Raw genomic sequence first — 18403 nt, 5'->3', positions numbered from 1 at the left:
GGTACAAGGGCAACACTTTGCGCACTGTGCCCAGCGGCGAGGCGACCTGTTGACCACTGTGGCCCGGTGGGTCACGCTCGCGCCATGACTGACACGATGCCGTCTCGGCCAGCCGACCTCACCGACGACCGCACCCAGCAGGAGCGCGAGGCCGACCTCGACCTCGACCAGCTCAAGCAGCTCGTCGGTCTCGTCGAGTACGACGAGAACACCGACGTCTTCCCGGTCACCGGCTGGGACGCGATCGTCTTCGTCGCGGGCAACGCCACCCAGAGCGCGCACTACTACCAGAGCGCGTGGGGCATGGAGCTCGTCGCCTACTCCGGGCCGGAGAACGGCAACCGCGACCACAAGGCGTTCGTCCTGCGCAGCGGGTCCATCCGCTTCGTCGTCAAGGGCGCCGTCGACCCCGACAGCCCGCTCGCCGACCACCACCGTCGCCACGGCGACGGCGTCGTCGACATCGCCCTGGAGGTGCCGGACGTCGACCGCTGCATCGCCCAGGCCCGCCAGGCCGGCGCGACCGTGCTCGAGGAGCCGGCGAACCACACCGACGAGCACGGCACGGTCCGGGTCGCGGCCATCGCGACCTACGGGGAGACCCGTCACACGCTCGTCCAGCGCACCGTGGACGGGCAGACCTATGCCGGCCCCTACCTGCCGGGCTACGAGCCCGCCGCGTCCTCCTACGAGCGGCGCGAGGGCCAGCCCAGGCGCCTGTTCCAGGCGCTGGACCACGTCGTCGGCAACGTCGAGCTGGGCCACATGGACGAGTGGGTCGCGTTCTACAACCGCGTCATGGGCTTCGTGAACATGGCCGAGTTCATCGGTGACGACATCGCCACCGACTACTCGGCCCTCATGAGCAAGGTCGTGGCCAACGGCAACCACCGCGTGAAGTTCCCGCTCAACGAGCCGGCGGTCGCCCGGAAGAAGAGCCAGATCGACGAGTACCTCGAGTTCTACCGCGGCGCGGGCGCCCAGCACCTCGCGGTCGCGACGAACGACATCCTCGCCTCCGTCGACGCCCTGCGCGCCAACGGTGTCGAGTTCCTCGACACCCCCGACAGCTACTACGAGGACCCCGAGCTTCGGGCGCGCATCGGCAACGTCCGCGTCCCGATCGAGGAGCTGCAGAAGCGCAGGATCCTCGTCGACCGCGACGAGGACGGCTACCTGCTCCAGATCTTCACCAAGCCGCTGGGCGACCGGCCGACGGTGTTCTTCGAGCTCATCGAGCGGCACGGGTCCCTCGGCTTCGGCAAGGGCAACTTCAAGGCCCTCTTCGAGGCCATCGAGCGCGAGCAGGACAGGCGCGGCAACCTCTGAGCCCCAGCGGACGCGTCGGGCCCGCCACCCTTCGAGGTGACGGGCCCGGCCCGTGGCAGAGTTGGGACATGAGCCAGCAGCCCTCAGGGTGGTACGACGACCCCAGCAACCCCGACATGCTCCGGTACTGGGACGGGGTCACGTGGACGAACCACACCGCACCGAAGGCGTCGCCGACCGCGGCGCAGAGCACCATCGGAAGCCCCCAGGGCTCGGACCCGGGACGCGACGCCACCGGTGCGGCGGCGACCCCGCCGGGCGCACCCACCCCGACGAGGCCGATGCCCCAGGGCGGCTGGCAGCAGGGCGGTCAGTCGCAGTACCAGCAGTCCCCGTACCAGCAGTCGCAGTACCCCGGGGCGCCCCAGGGCGGTGCCCAGTGGATGTACAACGTCAAGACGACCGCCGACGGCGTGCCGCTCGCCTCGTGGGGCAAACGCCTCGCGGCCTGGCTCATCGACGGTGTGCTGCTCGCGATCGTCGGCGGGGCCATCGCCTGGGCGGCGACTCCGAGCCTGCAGCAGGGGATGTCGGACGTCTTCCAGGCCGCGGCCAGCGGTGACCGGACCTCGGCCACCCAGCTGCAGGGCGAGCTCATCGGTCCCTCGCTCCAGTTCGGAATCGTGCTGTGGCTCGTCGTGACGGCCTACTGCCTCGTCTTCTGGACCACGACCGGCCAGACGCTCGGCAAGATGGCCCTCAGCATCAGCGTCCGGAGGGCCGCGGAGCCGGGACCGCTGCCGCTCCGCGCGGCGGTCCTGCGTCGCCTCGTCCCGCTCGCCGGTCAGTTCGTCAACCTCCTGACGCTCATCGACTACCTGTGGCCGCTCTGGGACGACAAGCGCCAGGCGCTGCACGACAAGGTGGCCGGCACCCAGGTCGTCGAGGGCAAGCAGCCGCGCCGGCAGGGCTGAGCCCGTCGGGGAGCGCGTCCCGCCGTCGGCGTCCGCGGCTGCGGCCGTGCGGACGCCGACGGCGAAAACGCCTTGCTCCGCTGTCGGTGGTCGGCGGCAGAATGACAGGCGCGGTCATCACCGCGCCACGGCGACGACGCCGTACCCACACTCCACAGACCACCGGAGCCCACTCGTGTCCTCACCGACCACATCGACCACGACGGGCGGACCACCCGCCTTGCCCGACAAGCTCGACGCCGCCGTCCTCAAGGTCGCCGGCGTCGTCGTCCTCGGCGCGATCATGTCGATCCTCGACATCACCGTCGTCAACATCGCGCTGACCAGGTTCCAGACCGTCTTCGCCGAGCCGGGCGGCCAGCCGCTCGCCTACTCGACCGTCGCGTGGACCGTCACGGCGTACACGCTCGCGCTCGCCACCGTCATCCCGCTCACCGGCTGGGCCGCCGACCGGTTCGGAACGAAGCGGCTCTACATCCTGGCCGTCGTCCTGTTCACCGCCGGCTCGGCGCTCTGCGCCTCGGCGGGGTCCATCGAGATCCTCATCGTCTTCCGCGTCCTGCAGGGCCTCGGTGGCGGCATGCTCATGCCCCTCGGCATGACGATCATGACCCGCGCCGCCGGCCCCGAGCGCATGGGCCGCCTCATGGCCGTCCTCGGCATCCCGATGCTCCTCGGCCCGATCTTCGGCCCGATCCTCGGCGGCTGGCTCATCGACAACTACTCGTGGCACTGGATCTTCCTCATCAACGTGCCGATCGGCGTCGTCGCCGTCGTCTACGCGCTGTGGGCGCTGCCGTCCGACCGGCCGGAGCCGTCCGAGTCCTTCGACGTCGTCGGCATGCTGCTCATGTCGCCGGGCCTGGCCCTGTTCCTCTACGGGGTCAGCTCCATCCCGGGCGAGCGCACGGTCGGCTCCGGCAAGGTCCTCGTGCCCGGCCTGGTCGGGCTGTTCATGATCGCCGTCTTCGTCGTGTACAGCTTCCGGCCCAAGCACCCGCTGCTCGACCTGCGGCTCTTCTCCAACCGGCGCCTCACGGTCGCGACCATCACGATGTTCCTCTTCGGCGCGGCCTTCTTCGGCGGCCTGCTCCTCGTGCCGCAGTACCTCCAGCAGGTGCGTGCCGAGACCCCGCTGCACTCGGCCTACCTCATGGTGCCGCAGGGCATCGGCGCGATGCTGACGATGCCGGTCGCCGGGGCGCTCGCCGACCGCTTCCCGGTCGGGCGCATCGTCCCGTTCGGCCTCGTCGCCATCGTCGTCGGCATGTTCGCGCTGACCCAGGTCGGCCCCGACACCTCCTACTGGGGCTTCATCATCCCGGTGCTGTTCCTCATGGGACTGGGCATGGGCGGCACCATGATGCCGATCATGACCTCGGCGCTCAAGACGCTGACCCACCACCAGGTGGCCCGGGGTTCGACGCTGCTCAACATCACCCAGCAGATCGCCAGCTCCATCGGCGTCGCCGTCATCTCGGTAGTGTTCACCAACTACCTCAACGGGACGCGGACGGCCGGGGCGGTGCTGCAGGCGCAGTTCGACCCGGCGGTCAAGGACAAGCTGGGCCCGCAAGGCCTGGCGGCCGCGGTCGCCGAGCTCGCCGACGTCTACGGCAGGACCTTCCTCGTCGCGGCGATCCTGTGCGCGGCGACGCTCGTCGCCGCGGCCTTCCTGCCGCGGCGCCACGAGGAGTCGCACCTGCTCGACGAGGGCCAGGAGGGGGTCACGGCCCCCGTCGCCCTGCACTGAGGGTCGCGCACACGCGACCCGACGTGACCGGACACGACGCGCCCCCGCCCGAACCGGCGGGGGCGCGTCGTCGCGTCGTCGCGTCGGCCTCAGCCGTCCTCGGCTGGGGACAGGGCTGCGAGGTCTCGCTCGGCGAAGAGGCGGTGGTGGTACTCCTCGTTGAGGACGACGAGGAGGCACTCGCGGACGAGGAACGACTCGCCGGCCGGCGGCCACCCCGGCGCCTCGACCGGCGTCGTCATGCGGTCCAGCTCGGCCTCGGTGAGGTGGTCGACGACCTCGCGGACCGTCGCCATGCGGTCCCGCCGCAGCGCGAGCGCCTCGTCGAGGGACGGGCGCACGTGCCGGTCGCGGGGGACGCCGGGCGTGTCCGGCATCTCGTCCCACGGCAGGTCGAGCGGGTGCCACGGCGACGGGTCGCCGAGGACGCCGCGGCGCACCCAGGCGTCGGTGGCGAAGGCGAGGTGCCGCAGCGTCTCGACGAACGACCACTCGCCGCCGACGGACGCGTGCAGCTGCTCGGCCGGGAGCGCCTGCGCCCGCTCCACCGTTCCCGCCCACAGGCGCTCGACGACGTCCCACGCCTCACGGAAGCCGGCCGGGTCGGTCGGGCGCATCCTCGGCCGGTCGGGGTCGCGCCGGTCCAGCTCGGCCTCCACGAGCGGGACGATGTCCACCCCGTTGACCGTGACGTCGAGCAGCTCCCCGGAGATGTCGACGTCCTGCAGCTCGACACCGCGCATGACGACGCGTCGCAGCTCGGTGCCGCGGACGGTGGCGTCGGTCAGGCTGACCGACGAGAGCTGCGCCCCCTGCAGGTCGACGTGCCGGAACGTGCTGTCGCGCAGGTCGACCCGCTCGAAGCGTGAGCCGCTCAGGTCCTCGCCGACGTGGGCGGTGCCGATCTGCGGTGGGCGTGCGGAGTCCTCGCTCATGCCGCGACCGTAGACCCACCACCGGACGTTCCGCGTCCGGATGCACGCCGGTCGACGGACGAGTCGGGGGACGGGATGGCGTGAACGGACGGCGAACGTCCGCGTGCGGGTCTACCGTCGAACCAGGTGCTGTGCCAGTGCCCACCAGGTGGAGGGGTCCCATGCTGCGAAGAATCCTCGCCGCCGCGACCCTCGCCGGGCTCGCGGGCCTCGGCCTCGCCGTGCCTGCCGAGGCCGACCCCGGCACGGGCACTCTCACCGTCACGGGCGACGCGGGCGACTACCTCACCCAGGGCGTCGGCCACGCCTACTCGAGCCCGGCCGACGCGGTCGACCTGACCGGTGACCTCCACCACGTCGCGGTGGGTGTCAGCGGCGACGACGGCGACTGGTGGACCATCGACGTGGCCGCGCCCCCGGGTGAGGTGCTGACCGCCGGCACCACGTACGCGGCGACCCGGTACCCGTTCAACGACGGCGCGGGTTTCGACCTGGCCGGCAACGGTCGCGGCTGTGACACGTCCAGCTCGATCGTGACCGTCGAGGCCATCGGCGTCGACGACGTCGGGGCGGTGACCCGGCTGGCCGCGACGTTCGAGCAGCGGTGCGACGCCGGAGCGGCCGCGGCTCGTGGCCACGTGGACGTGACCCTCGCGCCGGCGCAGCCCCCGTTGCAGGTCCGCCTGACGACGACCGGCGCGACGCTTGGCTCCTCCGGCGGTGTCGTGGTGGCCGGCACGCTGACGTGCTCCTCCGACACGACGGCGTACGTGCGGGTCGTCGTCACCCAGATCGTCGGCCAGACCCTCCTCGACGGCACCGGCAGCACGTACGTCGACTGCCGGGCCGGGCGCACGGCCGGCTGGGCGGGGTTCGCCTACGACACCGCCGGACCGTTCCTCGCCGGCGACGCGGTCGTGGCGTCGACGGTCTCGGCCGGTGACGCGGCGACCGGGGAGCAGGCGCGTGCCTCGGACACCGACACGCTCCGGCTCGGCGTGCCGCCCACGTCCTGAGCCGCCGGTCCGCCGCCGGTGAGCGCAGGGTCCGCGGCCGCTGAGCGCGCGGTCGGCCGCCGGTCAGCGAGCGGGGCGGATCGTCCCGGTCGCCTCCGCGATGCCGACGCGGGCGCCGTCCGGTCCGGGCGCCCACGCGGTCATCGTCACGGTGTCGCCGTCCTCGAGGTAGGCACGGGTGGACCCGTCGGCCAGGGTCAGCGGCTCGGTGCCGTTCCACGTCAGCTCGAGCAACGAGCCGCGGGTGTCCTTGCGGGGACCCGAGATCGTCCCGGAGCCGAAGAGGTCGCCGTCGCGCAGCGAGGCTCCGTTGACGGTGAGGTGGGCGAGCATCTGCGCGGGGGACCAGTACATGGCTCGGTGCTCGGGACGCGAGACGACGGTCCCGTTGATGGCCACCTCGACGTGGACGTCGAGGCCGAAGGCGTCGCCACGCAGGTACGGCAGCACCTCGGGGTCGTGCTGGCCCGGCAACGGCACCCGGGCAGCGTCGAACGCCTCGAGGGGCGTGACCCAGGCCGAGACCGTCGTCGCGAACGACTTGCCGAGGAACGGCCCGAGCGGCACGTACTCCCACGCCTGCAGGTCGCGGGCGCTCCAGTCGTTGAGCAGGACGACGCCGAAGAGGTGGTCGGGGGCCTGGTCGACCGACACCCGTTCACCGAGGGCGGTGGCACCGCCGACGACGTAGCCGAGCTCGGCCTCGATGTCGAGCCGGATGCTCGGGCCGAAGACGGGCGCCGGGTCGCCCGGTCCCTTGCGCTGGCCGGTGGGCCGCACGACCTCGGTGCCGGAGACGACGACGGTTCCCGAGCGACCGTGGTAGCCGATGGGCAGGTGCTTCCAGTTCGGCGGCAGGGCGGGGCTGTCCGGGCGGAAGATCCTGCCGACGTTGGTGGCGTGGTCCTCGCTGGCGTAGAAGTCGACGTAGTCGGCGACCTCGACCGGCAGGTGCAGGGTGACGGCCGCGAGGGGGTGCAGGTGCGGCGTGACGCCCTCGCGGTGCACGTCGTCGGTGAGGACCTCGGTGAGCCATCGCCGGGCGACGGTCCAGGCGGGCCGACCGAGGGCCAGGAAGGCGTTGAGGCTCGGTGTCAGCCAGGCCGTCGCGAGGTCCGGCCCGTCCCCGACGAGGCCGGCGTCGCGGCCGACGGCGGCCACCGCTCCGGCGTCGAGGACGAGGTCGCCGATGCGCACGCCGACGCGCGGTCGGGGGTCTGCAGACGTGGAGAAGACGCCGTAGGGCAGGGTGTGGATGCCGAAGGCGTGGTCTGCGGGGACGTCGAGCCACGTCGTCGTCACGTCGATCTCCTTGGGGGGCTGGGGAACCGGGGCAGTGGTCAGGGCAGTTCAGTGGAGTTCAGGCAAGTTCGCCGGAGCTCAGCGCAGCAGGCCGAGGGCGTCGAGCTCGCGCAGGGGGTCGAGGACGCCGCAGCAGCCGTAGGACGTGAAGGCTCGGCGGACCCGCGTGGACGCGGCCTCGTCGAGCGACGCGACGGCGCCGGCGATGACCTCGGTGTCGGTGCGCGCGAGGGTCGCTGCCAGGTGCGGTGCCTCGGCCCCGTCGAGGGCCTCGTGCACCGCGAGCAGGACGTTGAGCAACCCGTGCATCGGCTCGTCTGCGTACCGGCCCCGGACGGCGTGGTGCAGGCCCCCGGTCAGCTTGAACGAGAGCCCGCGCAGGACGACGGCGTCGAGGAAGCCGCCGAGTCGATCCTCGTCGGGCCACGGCCACGTGGGCGTGGGCCCGGTGCGGAACTTCGCACGGACGTCGTGGTCCTCGTCGACGGCGACCGCCACCTCGTCGAGCGCACGCTCCTGCGCGCCACCGATGCCGACCTCGACGACGAGCGGCACCCCGAGGGCCACCAGCTCGCGCCACGACTCGGTCCATCCCACCTCACCGGCCACGACGAGCACCCGGGCGTCGTCGCGGAGCAGGGCGACCGCCTCGGTGAGCGCCTCGAGCGGTTCGGAGGGTCGCACGACGAGGCTGACGGCGAGGGGGTCGCGGGTGGTGCGGTCGTCCGCCGCAGCGAGCGCCGCGAGCCGGCGCGCCGACGCCGCCGGAACGAGGAGGGGACCGACGTGCACCCCCGGTCCGGTGGCGCGCCGGTCGAGGTGCTCGCGCACGGCGACCTCGAGGGCCGCGTTGCCGGGCGGGAAGACCGCGGCGTCGTCGACGAGGCGGTCGAACAGGGGCGCGAACGGCGTCCTTGACATGGTCGGGAGCGTACTCCACTGTTGCTGTAGCGATACACCAACGTCCGGTGAGCGGACGTGCTGGGGTCCTCACCCCCAGTGCACGACAGAGAGGTCAGCGGTTCCATGGCGCACTACCACGCGGTCGGCGACATCCCCCCGAAGCGGCACACCCAGCACCGTCGCGCCGGTGCCGACGGGCAACCGGGCGAGCTGTACTACGAGGAGCTCATGGGGGAGGAGGGCTTCTCCTCCGACTCGTCGCTGCTCTACCACCGCAACATCCCCTCGACCACGGTCGCCGCCCGGGTCTGGGACCTCCCGGACCAGTCCACGACCCCCAACCACCCGCTGACACCACGCCACCTCAGGCTGCACGACCTCTTCGACGCCGACGCAGTGGCCCGCACGGACGTCGTCACCGGCCGGCGCCTCGTCCTCGGCAACGGCGACGTGCGCATCTCGTACGCCGTCGCCGCACAGGCGAGCCCGTGGTACCGCAACGGCATCGGCGACGAGTGCGTCTACGTCGAGCGCGGCGCCGCCCGCGTCGAGACCGTCTTCGGCGCCTTCGACGTGGCAGAGGGGGACTACGTCATCATCCCGCGGGCCACGACCCACCGATGGCTCCCGGTCACCGATGCCGCCGAACCGCTGCGCGCCTACTGCATCGAGGCCAACAGCCACATCTCCCCGCCGAAGCGCTACCTGTCCCGGTACGGCCAGCTGCTCGAGCACGCGCCCTACTGCGAACGCGACCTGCGCCAGCCCGCGGGCCTGCTGCTCGCCGAGGACGTCGGGGCCGACCCGGACGAGGAGACCGAGGTGTACATCAAGCACCGCGGCACCGGGCCGGGTGGCGTCGTCGGCACGATCCACACGCTGCCCTTCCACCCGCTCGACGTCGTCGGCTGGGACGGCTGCCTCTACCCGTACGTCTTCAACGTGCGCGACTTCGAGCCGATCACCGGACGCATCCACCAGCCGCCGCCCGTGCACCAGGTCTTCGAGGGGTGGAACTTCGTCATCTGCAACTTCGTGCCCCGCAAGGTGGACTACCACCCCCTCGCCGTCCCCGTGCCGTACTACCACTCCAACGTCGACAGCGACGAGATCATGTTCTACGTCGACGGCGACTACGAGGCGCGCAAGGGCTCGGGCATCGGCAGGGGCTCCATCTCCGTGCATCCCGGCGGGCACGCCCACGGCCCGCAGCCGGGAGCGACGGAGGGCTCGCTCGGCGTCGAGCGCTTCGACGAGCTCGCCGTCATGGTCGACACCTTCCGACCGCTCGAGCTGGGCGAGGGCGGGCGGGCCGTCGACGACGGCCGGTACGCGATGTCGTGGTCGCGGGGCCTGGAGCGTGCCGCCCATGCGGCCCAGGACGCCGGCGGCGCGGCATCGGGCACCCAGCCGGGCCATGGCGTCCACTCCGAGGGCTGAGGCAGGCGGACGCGTCGTGGCCGACCCCGGGGGACGCAGCGAGTCCTCCCAGACCCTCGACCGCGGCATCCGCGTGCTCGAGGTCCTCGCCGTGCCCGGGCGCGCGGCCGGGTTGACGATCACCCAGCTCGCCGGCGAGCTCGGTGTCGGCAGGCCCGTCGTCTACCGGCTCGTGGCGACGCTCGAGGCGCACCGCCTGGTCTCCCGGGTCGCCGACGGCCGGGTGCGCCTCGCACTCGGGCTGACCCGGCTCGGGGCCGCGGTGACGCCGATCGTCCGGGCGGAGGCCCGGCCGGTGCTGCGCGAGCTCGCGGACGCGGTCGGCGCGACCGCGCACCTGACGATCGCCGACGGCGACGAGGCGCTCGCGCTCGTCGTCGTGGAGCCGACGTGGACCGACTTCCACGTCGCCTACCGGTCCGGCTCCCGGCACCGCCTCGACCAGGGCGCGGCCGGGCGCGCCATCCTCGCCGGACGTGCCGGTCGCTCCGAGGTCGTCCAGACCGACGGAGAGCTGCAGGCGGGCGCGCACGGGCTCGCGGTCCCGGTGCCGACGAGCGACCCCGACGCCGTGGAGGCGTCGGTCGGCGTCGTCGCCCTCGAGCCGCTCGAGCTGTTCACGGTCGGTCCCCGGCTGGAACGAGCCGCCCGGGCCTTGCGCGCCGTCCTCACCTGACGGCGGGCCGCCTTCGCCGCTAGCCGGCGACGGTGGGGGTCCCGACGAGGTGCACGCCGGCGGCGTCGAGCTGCGCGACGGCGGCCTCGGTCGTGGTCCGGGCGACGCCGGCGGTGAGGTCGAGCAGCACCGTCGTGTCGAAACCCGCCTCACGCGCGTCGAGCGCCGTGGCGTGCACGCAGTGGTCCGTCGCGATGCCGACGACGTCGACTCGCGTGACGCCCCGCTCGCGCAGCCACGAGGCGAGGTCGGTGCGCTCGGCGTCGTCGCTGACGCCCTCGAACCCGCTGTAGGCGGCCTCGTACCGGCCCTTGCGGAAGACGGCCTCGACGTGCCCGAGGGCCCCCGCCAGGGCGGGGTGGAAGGCGGAGCCCTCGGAGTCGGCGACGCAGTGCGCGGGCCAGGTGTCGACGTAGTCCGGGTGGTCGCTGAAGTGGGCGCCCGGGTCGATGTGCCAGTCGGCAGTGGCCACGACGTGCGCGTACTCACGGGCGTGGCCGCTCACGTGGTCGCTGACGCCCTCGGCGACGGCCGATCCGCCGGCCACGGCGAGCGACCCGCCCTCGCAGAAGTCGTTCTGCACGTCGACGATGACGAGGGCGCGGGCGCCCTCCGGAGTCGTGGGTCCGGCCATCGCTCAGTGCTCCTCGTAGATCGTGGGGATGACGGGCTCGCCGCGTGACAGCTGGGCGGCGGCCCGGGGCAGCTCGGCGCGCGACGCCTCGTGGCGGGCCCGGGCCTCGTGGATGTCCTGGTGGTCGACGACGACGCCGTCGCGGACGAGCTCGACCATCAGCGGCCGGTCGTCGCCGTCGTCGACCGGCCGCTCGCCGATGCCGATGACCTCCGCCTGCGCGACACCCGAGTCGTCGCGCCGCCGCATCGCCCACTTGCGCCCGCCGACCGACAGCTTGTCCTTGCTCTTCTTCGCGACCGGTCGCATCGTGCCGGCGGCGTCCTCGCGCTGGACGAGCTTGTAGACCATCGACGCGGTCGGGGCCCCCGAGCCGGTGACGAGGGCCGTGCCGACCCCGTAGCCGCTGACCGGTCCCGCGGCGAGCGCCGCGATGGCGTACTCGTCGAGGTCGCTCGTGACGATGATGCGCGTGTCCCGGTTGCCGGCGGCGTCGAGCTGGGCCCGCACCTCCTGCGCCTGGATGAGCAGGTCGCCCGAGTCGAGGCGCACGGCGCCGAGCTCGGGCCCGGCGATCTGCATCGCGAGGTCGACGGCAGCGCGCACGTCATAGGTGTCGACGAGCAGCGTCGTCCCCTTGCCGAGCGAGTCGACCTGCGCCGTGAAGGCCTCCGTCTCCGAGTCGTACAGCAGGGTGAACGCGTGAGCGGCCGTGCCCGTCGTCGGAACCCCGAAGCGACGCCCGGCCTCGAGGTTGCTCGTCGCCGCGAAGCCGGCGACGTAGGCCGCCCGCGCTGCCGCGACGGCGGCCTCCTCGTGGGTGCGGCGCGACCCCATCTCGATGCACGGCCGGTCGCCGGCGGCTGCCGTCATGCGCGAGGCCGCCGACGCGATCGCGGTGTCGTGGTTGAGGATCGACAGGACGAGAGTCTCGAGGAGGACGCCCTCGGCGAACGTCGACTCTACGACGAGCACCGGCGACCCCGGAAAGTAGCACTCGCCCTCGGCATAGCCGCTGACGTCGCCGGAGAACCGGTAGCCGGCGAGCCAGTCGAGCGTCGGCCGGTCCACGACACCCGTGCCCTCGAGGAAGCCCAGCTCGGCCTCGTCGAACCGGAACCGCTCGAGGGCCTCGAGGAAGCGGCCGGTGCCGCCGACGACGCCGTATCGCCGTCCGTCCGGCAGCCGGCGCGCGAAGGCCTCGAACACGCAGCGCCGGTGCGCCTTGCCCGAGGCGAGCGCCGCCTGGAGCATCGTCAGCTCGTAGTGGTCGGTCAGCAGCGCCGTGCTCGCGGCGCGGGGGCTCGTCGGGCTCACGAGCCTCAGCCTAGGCGCGGGCGCGCACCGGGACGGTTCGTGGACCTGCGGCCTGCCCGCGGCGGGCCCTCCGGTGGACCTAGGGTGGTCCCGTGACGCCGAGCCTGTCCCTCGCCCCGGTCGAGGAGGAGACCACCTCCGTCGACGAGGTCGTCGCCCCCGACCTGCCGTGGGTGACGATCGTGTGGAACGACCCGGTCAACCTCATGACCTACGTGACGTGGGTCTTCGAGACCTACTTCGGCTACCCCCGGGCGCGCGCCGAGAAGCTCATGATGGACGTCCACGTCAAGGGGCGCGCCGTCGTGTCGAACGGTCCCCGCGAGACCATGGAGCGCGACGCCGAGGCACTCCAGGGGTACGGCCTCTGGGCCACCTTCGAGAAGGACGAGTGATGGCGCGCGCCTTCCTGCGCGAGGACGACCGGTACGTCGCCCTCCTCGACGACCTCGAGCGGACCATCCTTCGCGGGCTCATGGAGCAGACCCGCGTCCTGCTCTCGCCGGAGGTCGAGCCGACGGGCGACGCCTTCGACGACCTCGTCGCCTCGATGGGCCTGTCGCTGGGGAACGACGCGTCGGGCGGGTCCGGCTCACCCGGGGGCTCGGGTGCGGGCGGTGACGACGACGAGGCGCGCGACCCCGCCCTCGAGCGCCTCCTGCCCACCGCGCACCGCGGTGACGACGCCGTGGCGGCCGAGTTCCGCCGGCTCACCGAGGAGGGGCTGCGCCAGCGCAAGAGCGGCAACCTCGACCTCGCCGTGCGCCGGCTCGAGGCCGCCCGGGACGACCGGGTCGAGCTCGCGCGCGACGAGGCACCGGCCTTCCTCGTCGCCCTCACCGACGTCCGGCTGCTGCTCGGCGAGCGCATGGGCATGCGCACGGAACAGGACGCCGACGCGCTCTACGATGCGCTCGAGTCGATGGCCGACGACGACCCGCTCGGCTACGCGATGGCCTGGTACGACTTCCTCACCTGGCTGCAGGAGACGCTGACCCAGGCGCTCATGGGCCGCGGCCTCGAGGTCCTCGACACCGACGTCGACGCCGACGACGACGACTCCGACGACGACACAGACGACGACATCGAGGACGACACCGACGACGACTACGACGACGCGGACGGTCACGGGCGGCCGCGCCGTCCCGGTCACTGAGCCCGCCGGCGTGGCGTCCGACACACCGGCCGCGCGCGAACGGGACCGCGTCGGTCCCGGCACCTAGGCTCGGGCCGTGGACGTGACGATCGTGGGGTGCTCGGGGTCCTTCGCCGGCCCCGACTCGCCCGCGTCGTCCTACCTCGTGCGGGCCGCGCACGAAGGGCGGACGTGGAGCATCGTCCTCGACCTTGGCAGCGGGGCGCTCGGCGCCCTCCAGCGCCACGTCGTGCCGCACCAGGTCGACGCCGTGCTCCTGTCCCACCTGCACGTCGACCACTGCATCGACATGTGCGGCCTCTACGTCATGACCCGCTACGTGCCCGGCGGCACCGGTCGCGGCCCGCTCCCCGCGTGGGGGCCCGCCGGCACCGGTTCCCATCTGGCTCGCGCCTACGGCAGCGGGGAGTCCGACGCACTGCTGTCCGCCTTCGACTTCCACGACCTGTGCGACCGGCACACCTTCACCGTCGGGCCCTTCACCGTCACGCCGGTGCGCGTCGAGCACCCCGTCGAGGCGTACGGCTTCCGCGTCGAGGCGGGTGGGCGCACCCTCGTCTACACGGGCGACACCGACGCGTGCCCGCAGCTGTCCGACCTCATGGCCGGCGCCGACCTCGTGCTCGCCGACTCGGCGTTCGTCGACGGCCGCGACACCACGCCGGGCATCCACCTGTCCGGACGCCGCGCCGCCGAGGCGGCCGTCGCGGCCGGCGGCGTGGGTCGGCTCATGCTGACGCACATCCCCGCCTGGAACGACCCCGAGGTGTGCCGCGCCCAGGCGGCGCAGGTCTGGCCCGGGGAGGTCGAGCTGGCCCGGCCGGACGCGACGTACCGGGTCTGAGGCTGCGCCGAGGTCGAGCGGTCGACGCGGCGGGTCCGGGCGCCGGATGCCCGCGCCGGGTCCCGGCCGGGCATGGTTAGCCTCGGGAGCATGACTGACCGACATGACGGCCGTGCTCCCGACCAGACGCGCGAGGTGCGGATCACCCGCAACTGGCTCGACCACGCCGAGGGCAGCGTCCTCGTCGAGTTCGGCCGCACCCGGGTGCTGTGCGCCGCCTCGTTCACCGAGGGCGTGCCGCGCTGGCTCAAGGGCAAGGGGACCGGCTGGGTGACGGCCGAGTACGCGATGCTTCCGCGGGCGACGAACACCCGCTCGGACCGTGAGAGCGTCAAGGGCCGCATCGGCGGTCGCACCCACGAGATCAGCCGCCTCATCGGCCGCAGCCTGCGCGCCGTCATCGACACCAAGGCCCTCGGCGAGAACACCATCGTCCTCGACTGCGACGTCCTCCAGGCCGACGGCGGCACCCGCACCGCCGCCATCACCGGCGCCTTCGTCGCGCTCGCCGACGCCATCGAGGACGCCCGCGGCAAGGGCCTCATCGGCCGCAACGCGCAGCCGCTGACCGGCTCGGTCGCCGCGATCTCGGTCGGCGTCGTCGGCGGGCAGCCCGTCCTCGACCTCGACTACCCCGAGGACTCGACGGCCCAGACCGACATGAACGTCGTCATGACCGGCGACGGGCGCTACGTCGAGGTCCAGGGCACCGCCGAGGGGGAGCCCTTCGACCGCGCCCTCCTCGACGGCCTGCTCGAGCTCGCGGCCAAGGGGTGTGCCGACCTCACCGAACGGCAGCGCGCGGCGCTCGCCGAGGAGGTGGTCCGGTGACCATGGTCGTCCTCGCCACCCGCAACCACCACAAGGTCGAGGAGCTGCGCGAGATCCTCGCCGACGTCTGCACCGAGCTCGGGCTCGACATCGTCGGGCTCGACGACTTCCCGCACGCGCCCGACGTCGTCGAGGACGGCGTGACCTTCGAGCAGAACGCCGTCCTCAAGGCGGCGTCCGCGGCGAACGCCACCGGCCTGCCCGCGCTCGCCGACGACTCGGGCCTGGCCGTCGACGTCCTCGGCGGCTCGCCGGGCATCTTCAGCGCCCGCTGGTCCGGGGGCCGGGGAGACCTCGCCAACCTCGAGCTGCTGCTGCGCCAGCTCGGCGACGTCCGCGACGAGCACCGCGGTGCTGCCTTCGTCTGCGCCGCGGCGCTCGTGCTCCCCGACGGCCGGTCGGCCGCCGAGCTCGGGCACTTCCCGGGCACCGTGGCCCGCGAGGCCCGGGGCACGAACGGGTTCGGCTACGACCCGATCTTCGTGCCCTCCGGACAGCCGGCCGGTTCTGAACGCACACTGGCGGAGTACGGCACCGACGAGAAGAACGACGTGTCGCACCGCGCGCTCGCGTTCCGGGCGCTCGTGCCCCACCTGAAGGAGCTCCTGAGGCCATGACGACGACCAGCCCGGCCCCGACCGTCCCCGGAACGCCGACGACGCGGACACCCGCGTGGGTGGGCGCCGCGGACGGGGTGGTGGCCGGGCTGCTCACCGTCGGGACGGGCACGCTGCTCGCCGCGGTGATGACCGGCGTCGGCGCGTCGTCCGGGCAGCCGGCCCCCGTCGCCGCGGTGAGCGGGGCGTTCATCGACCGGACCCCGCCGTGGCTCAAGGACTTCGCGGTGTCCACGTTCGGGACCAACGACAAGCGAGCCCTGCTCGTCGGGGTCGTCGTCGTGCTCGCCCTCGTGTCGGCCGCGCTCGGCATCCTCGTGCAGAGACGGCCGATGCCGGCGCTCGTGGCCTTCGCGGTCCTCGGAGCCGTGGGTGTGGCGGCTGTCCTGACGCGCCCCGGTGCCGCCCCGCTCGACGCACTGCCGACGCTGGTCGGCACGCTCGTCGGGCTGTGGTTCCTGCGCCGGTCGGCCGCCCTGGCGGGGACGCCGTCGCCAGCGGTGGGCCCCGCGCGCCGCTGGGTGCTCGGCGGCGTCGTCGGCGCTGCCGCGGCCTGGGTCGGTGGCGTCCTCGGCGGCAGCTCGTCGGCCGCGACCGCATCCCGTCAGGCGGTCGCGGCGGAGCCCGCCCGCGCCGCGAAGGTGACGGTGCCCGCGGGCGCGGACCTCAGGGTGCCCGGTCTGACCCCGTACATCGTGCCGAACGAGGACTTCTACCGCATCGACACCGCCATCGTCGTGCCGCGCGTCGACGCCGAGACCTGGAGGCTCAGGGTCACCGGCATGGTCGACCGGGAGGTGGAGATCGACTGGAAGACATTGCAGGGCAAGCAGATGCAGGAGGCGCTGATCACCTTGACGTGTGTCTCGAACGAGGTGGGCGGGGACCTCATCGGGAATGCCGTCTGGACCGGCTGGCCCGTCCGGGAGCTGCTGAGGATGGCCGGGCCGAAGGCGGGCGCCGACATGGTGCTGCAGACGAGTGTCGACGGCTTCACCGTCTCCACCCCGCTCGGTGCGCTCACCGACGACCGCAACGCGCTTCTCGCGGTGCGCATGAACGGTGAGCCGCTGCCGTTCGAGCACGGCTTCCCGGTGCGCGTCGTCGTGCCCGGACTCTACGGCTACGTGTCGGCGACGAAGTGGGTCACCGAGCTCAAGGTGACCACCTACGCCCAGGACGTCGCCTACTGGACGCCGCGCGGGTGGTCGGCCATGGGACCGATCAAGACGGCCTCACGCATCGACGTGCCGAAGGCCGGCGCCGTCGTCAAGGCGGGTACCGTCGCCGTGGCGGGTGTCGCCTGGCACCAGCACACCGGCATCTCCAAGGTAGAGGTCCAGGTGGACGACCAGCCGTGGGCCGAGGCCCGTCTCGCCGCCGACGCGAGCATCGACACGTGGCGGCAGTGGGTGTACGAGTGGAACGCCACGCCGGGCAGCCACGACCTGCGGGTGCGGGCCTACGACGCGAGGGGAGAGGTCCAGTCGCCGTACGAGGCGCCGCCGGCGCCCGACGGAGCGACCGGCATTCACGTCGTCAACGTCCGGGTCGAGTGACGCTCGGCGCCTCCGCCCGCTCCGTGCGCTCCGGACGGCCCTCCGGACGGCTCTCCTCGCCGGTCACGACGGCGTCCACCTCGACCTCGACGAGCAGGTCGGGGTCGATGAGTGCCGCCACCTGGACCATCGACGCGGCCGGCCGGACCTCGGCGAACACCTCGCCGTGCGCGCGCCCGACCTCCTCCCAACGGCCGATGTCCGTGACGTACAAGCGAGTTCGCACCACATCGGCGAAACCGGCGCCGCACTCCGCGAGCGCCTCGCCGACGATCTGCAACGCGACCCGCGTCTGCTCGTAGGCGTCACCGACCCCGACGACCGCACCGTCGCGGACCGCCGTCGTGCCGGCGACGTGGACGAGGTCACCGACGCGCACCGCCCGGGAGTAGCCGACCGAGGTCTCCCACGCCGTTCCGGTACCGACCCGCCTGACGACCTGCTCGCGCATGCCCGCAGCCTAGGCAACTAGGCTGGGCCGCAGATCACGAGCGGACGTGGTGGAACTGGCAGACACGCAGGATTTAGGTTCCTGTGCTTCGGCGTGCGGGTTCAAGTCCCGCCGTCCGCACCGTTGCCCGGCACCCCGACGCGCCCCGACGAAGGAGACACCATGACCGACCGCCTCGAGCCCGGCGCCAAGGCCCCTGCGTTCAGCCTCCCCGACGACACCGGGGCCACGGTCGGCCTCGACGACTTCGCCGGCCGCAAGGTCATCGTGTACTTCTACCCGGCCGCGATGACGCCCGGCTGCACCAAGCAGGCCTGCGACTTCAGCGAGTCCATCGAGTCGCTGCGCGCGGACGGCTACGAGGTCGTCGGCATCTCCAAGGACGCACCCGCCAAGCTCGCCGCGTTCCGTGAGCGCGACCACCTGACGATCCCGCTGCTGTCCGACCCCGACCTGTCCGTCCACTGTGCCTACGGCGCCTACGGGGAGAAGAAGCTCTACGGCAAGACGGTCGAGGGCGTCATCCGCTCGACCTTCGTCGTCGACGCCGACGGCACGCTGAGCCACGCCCTCTACAACGTCAAGGCCACCGGGCACGTCGCCAAGCTGCGTCGTGACCTCGGCCTCGCCGACTAGAGTCGGGCCGAAACGGGAAAGGACCCAGGCATGAGCGACACCGCACGGATCGAGCAGGACATCCAGGCCACCCGCGCCCGCCTCGAGGGC

The 18403-nt window shown here is 72.8% G+C and carries 19 protein-coding genes and 1 tRNA gene; 14 read left to right on the top strand and 6 right to left on the bottom strand.

Features of this window, described 5'->3' with window-relative positions; all coding sequences use genetic code 11:
* Positions 1–84: 84 nt before the first annotated feature.
* From hppD to ACR9ZK_RS14630, 3 genes are all read left to right on the top strand, one after another.
* Positions 85–1329 (top strand): 4-hydroxyphenylpyruvate dioxygenase, encoded by a 1245-nt coding sequence (gene hppD, locus ACR9ZK_RS14640; protein WP_481342673.1) that lies wholly within the window; start codon positions 85–87, stop codon positions 1327–1329.
* A 68-nt stretch (positions 1330–1397) separates the two neighbouring features.
* Positions 1398–2243 (top strand): RDD family protein, encoded by an 846-nt coding sequence (locus ACR9ZK_RS14635; protein ID WP_481342672.1) that lies wholly within the window; start codon positions 1398–1400, stop codon positions 2241–2243.
* A 175-nt stretch (positions 2244–2418) separates the two neighbouring features.
* Positions 2419–3996 carry a DHA2 family efflux MFS transporter permease subunit gene (locus tag ACR9ZK_RS14630; RefSeq protein WP_481342671.1) on the top strand — a complete coding sequence of 526 codons (1578 nt, stop codon included), beginning with the start codon at positions 2419–2421 and terminating at the stop codon, positions 3994–3996.
* Positions 3997–4085: 89 nt separating this feature from the next.
* Here ACR9ZK_RS14630 and ACR9ZK_RS14625 read toward each other — a convergent pair whose 3' ends face one another.
* Positions 4086–4931 (bottom strand): DinB family protein, encoded by an 846-nt coding sequence (locus tag ACR9ZK_RS14625; RefSeq protein WP_481342670.1) that lies wholly within the window; start codon positions 4929–4931, stop codon positions 4086–4088.
* Between the two features lie 161 nt (positions 4932–5092).
* On the opposite strand from ACR9ZK_RS14625, the gene ACR9ZK_RS14620 reads away from it, so the two are divergent.
* Positions 5093–5947, top strand: a complete 855-nt coding sequence (locus ACR9ZK_RS14620; RefSeq protein WP_481342669.1) for a hypothetical protein — start codon at positions 5093–5095, stop codon at positions 5945–5947.
* Between the two features lie 63 nt (positions 5948–6010).
* Here the strand turns inward: ACR9ZK_RS14620 and fahA are convergent, their stop codons facing one another.
* Positions 6011–7249 (bottom strand): fumarylacetoacetase, encoded by a 1239-nt coding sequence (gene fahA, locus ACR9ZK_RS14615; protein ID WP_481342668.1) that lies wholly within the window; start codon positions 7247–7249, stop codon positions 6011–6013.
* A 78-nt stretch (positions 7250–7327) separates the two neighbouring features.
* On the bottom strand, positions 7328–8170 hold the full coding sequence (locus tag ACR9ZK_RS14610; protein WP_481342667.1) for a hypothetical protein: 843 nt from the start codon (positions 8168–8170) through the stop codon (positions 7328–7330).
* Between the two features lie 105 nt (positions 8171–8275).
* Between ACR9ZK_RS14610 and ACR9ZK_RS14605 the strand changes: the two genes are divergently transcribed.
* Together ACR9ZK_RS14605 and ACR9ZK_RS14600 are read left to right on the top strand one after the other, a co-directional pair.
* Positions 8276–9592, top strand: a complete 1317-nt coding sequence (locus ACR9ZK_RS14605; protein ID WP_481342674.1) for a homogentisate 1,2-dioxygenase domain-containing protein — start codon at positions 8276–8278, stop codon at positions 9590–9592.
* A 16-nt stretch (positions 9593–9608) separates the two neighbouring features.
* Positions 9609–10268 carry an IclR family transcriptional regulator gene (locus tag ACR9ZK_RS14600; protein WP_481342666.1) on the top strand — a complete coding sequence of 220 codons (660 nt, stop codon included), beginning with the start codon at positions 9609–9611 and terminating at the stop codon, positions 10266–10268.
* A 19-nt stretch (positions 10269–10287) separates the two neighbouring features.
* On the opposite strand, the gene ACR9ZK_RS14595 is transcribed toward ACR9ZK_RS14600, so the two are convergent.
* Both ACR9ZK_RS14595 and ACR9ZK_RS14590 read right to left on the bottom strand, forming a co-directional pair.
* Positions 10288–10902: an isochorismatase family protein gene (locus ACR9ZK_RS14595; protein ID WP_481342665.1), complete on the bottom strand. Its 615-nt coding sequence runs from the start codon at positions 10900–10902 to the stop codon at positions 10288–10290.
* A gap of 3 nt (positions 10903–10905) precedes the next feature.
* Entirely contained in the window at positions 10906–12219 is a 1314-nt protein-coding gene (locus ACR9ZK_RS14590; protein ID WP_481342664.1) for a nicotinate phosphoribosyltransferase, read from the bottom strand.
* 92 nt (positions 12220–12311) lie between these two features.
* On the opposite strand from ACR9ZK_RS14590, the gene clpS reads away from it, so the two are divergent.
* The 6 genes from clpS to ACR9ZK_RS14560 all read left to right on the top strand — a co-directional run bounded on the left by clpS (position 12312) and on the right by ACR9ZK_RS14560 (position 17226).
* Complete coding sequence (gene clpS, locus ACR9ZK_RS14585; RefSeq protein ID WP_481342663.1) at positions 12312–12614, top strand: ATP-dependent Clp protease adapter ClpS; 303 nt, start codon at positions 12312–12314, stop codon at positions 12612–12614.
* The gene (locus tag ACR9ZK_RS14580; RefSeq protein ID WP_481342662.1) at positions 12614–13375 is read left to right on the top strand and encodes a DUF2017 domain-containing protein; all 762 of its coding nucleotides are present in this window, start codon (positions 12614–12616) and stop codon (positions 13373–13375) included. The genes clpS and ACR9ZK_RS14580 overlap by 1 nt, the downstream gene beginning before the upstream one ends.
* Before the next feature lie 76 nt (positions 13376–13451).
* A complete protein-coding gene (locus ACR9ZK_RS14575; RefSeq protein ID WP_481342661.1) occupies positions 13452–14219 on the top strand; it encodes an MBL fold metallo-hydrolase in 768 nt (255 codons plus the stop codon).
* Positions 14220–14309: 90 nt separating this feature from the next.
* Entirely contained in the window at positions 14310–15050 is a 741-nt protein-coding gene (rph, locus tag ACR9ZK_RS14570; protein ID WP_481342660.1) for a ribonuclease PH, read from the top strand.
* Complete coding sequence (rdgB, locus tag ACR9ZK_RS14565) at positions 15047–15667, top strand: RdgB/HAM1 family non-canonical purine NTP pyrophosphatase (protein WP_481342659.1); 621 nt, start codon at positions 15047–15049, stop codon at positions 15665–15667. Before rph ends, rdgB begins: the two co-directional genes overlap by 4 nt.
* Positions 15664–17226, top strand: a complete 1563-nt coding sequence (locus ACR9ZK_RS14560) for a molybdopterin-dependent oxidoreductase (protein WP_481342658.1) — start codon at positions 15664–15666, stop codon at positions 17224–17226. The genes rdgB and ACR9ZK_RS14560 overlap by 4 nt, the downstream gene beginning before the upstream one ends.
* Here the strand turns inward: ACR9ZK_RS14560 and ACR9ZK_RS14555 are convergent.
* Positions 17207–17677 (bottom strand): RidA family protein, encoded by a 471-nt coding sequence (locus ACR9ZK_RS14555; protein WP_481342657.1) that lies wholly within the window; start codon positions 17675–17677, stop codon positions 17207–17209. The two genes, ACR9ZK_RS14560 and ACR9ZK_RS14555, sit on opposite strands and share 20 nt — an antisense overlap.
* Positions 17678–17717: 40 nt before the next feature.
* Between ACR9ZK_RS14555 and ACR9ZK_RS14550 the strand changes: the two genes are divergently transcribed.
* Both ACR9ZK_RS14550 and bcp read left to right on the top strand, forming a co-directional pair.
* A tRNA-Leu gene (locus tag ACR9ZK_RS14550) sits at positions 17718–17797 on the top strand.
* Between the two features lie 42 nt (positions 17798–17839).
* Entirely contained in the window at positions 17840–18313 is a 474-nt protein-coding gene (bcp, locus tag ACR9ZK_RS14545; RefSeq protein ID WP_481342656.1) for a thioredoxin-dependent thiol peroxidase, read from the top strand.
* Positions 18314–18403 lie beyond the last annotated feature (90 nt).

This window comes from Monashia sp. HAY1-5C (assembly GCF_056755255.1).
Note: the sequence above shows the minus strand (reverse complement) of the source record. Positions and strands in the feature narration are given on the sequence as shown.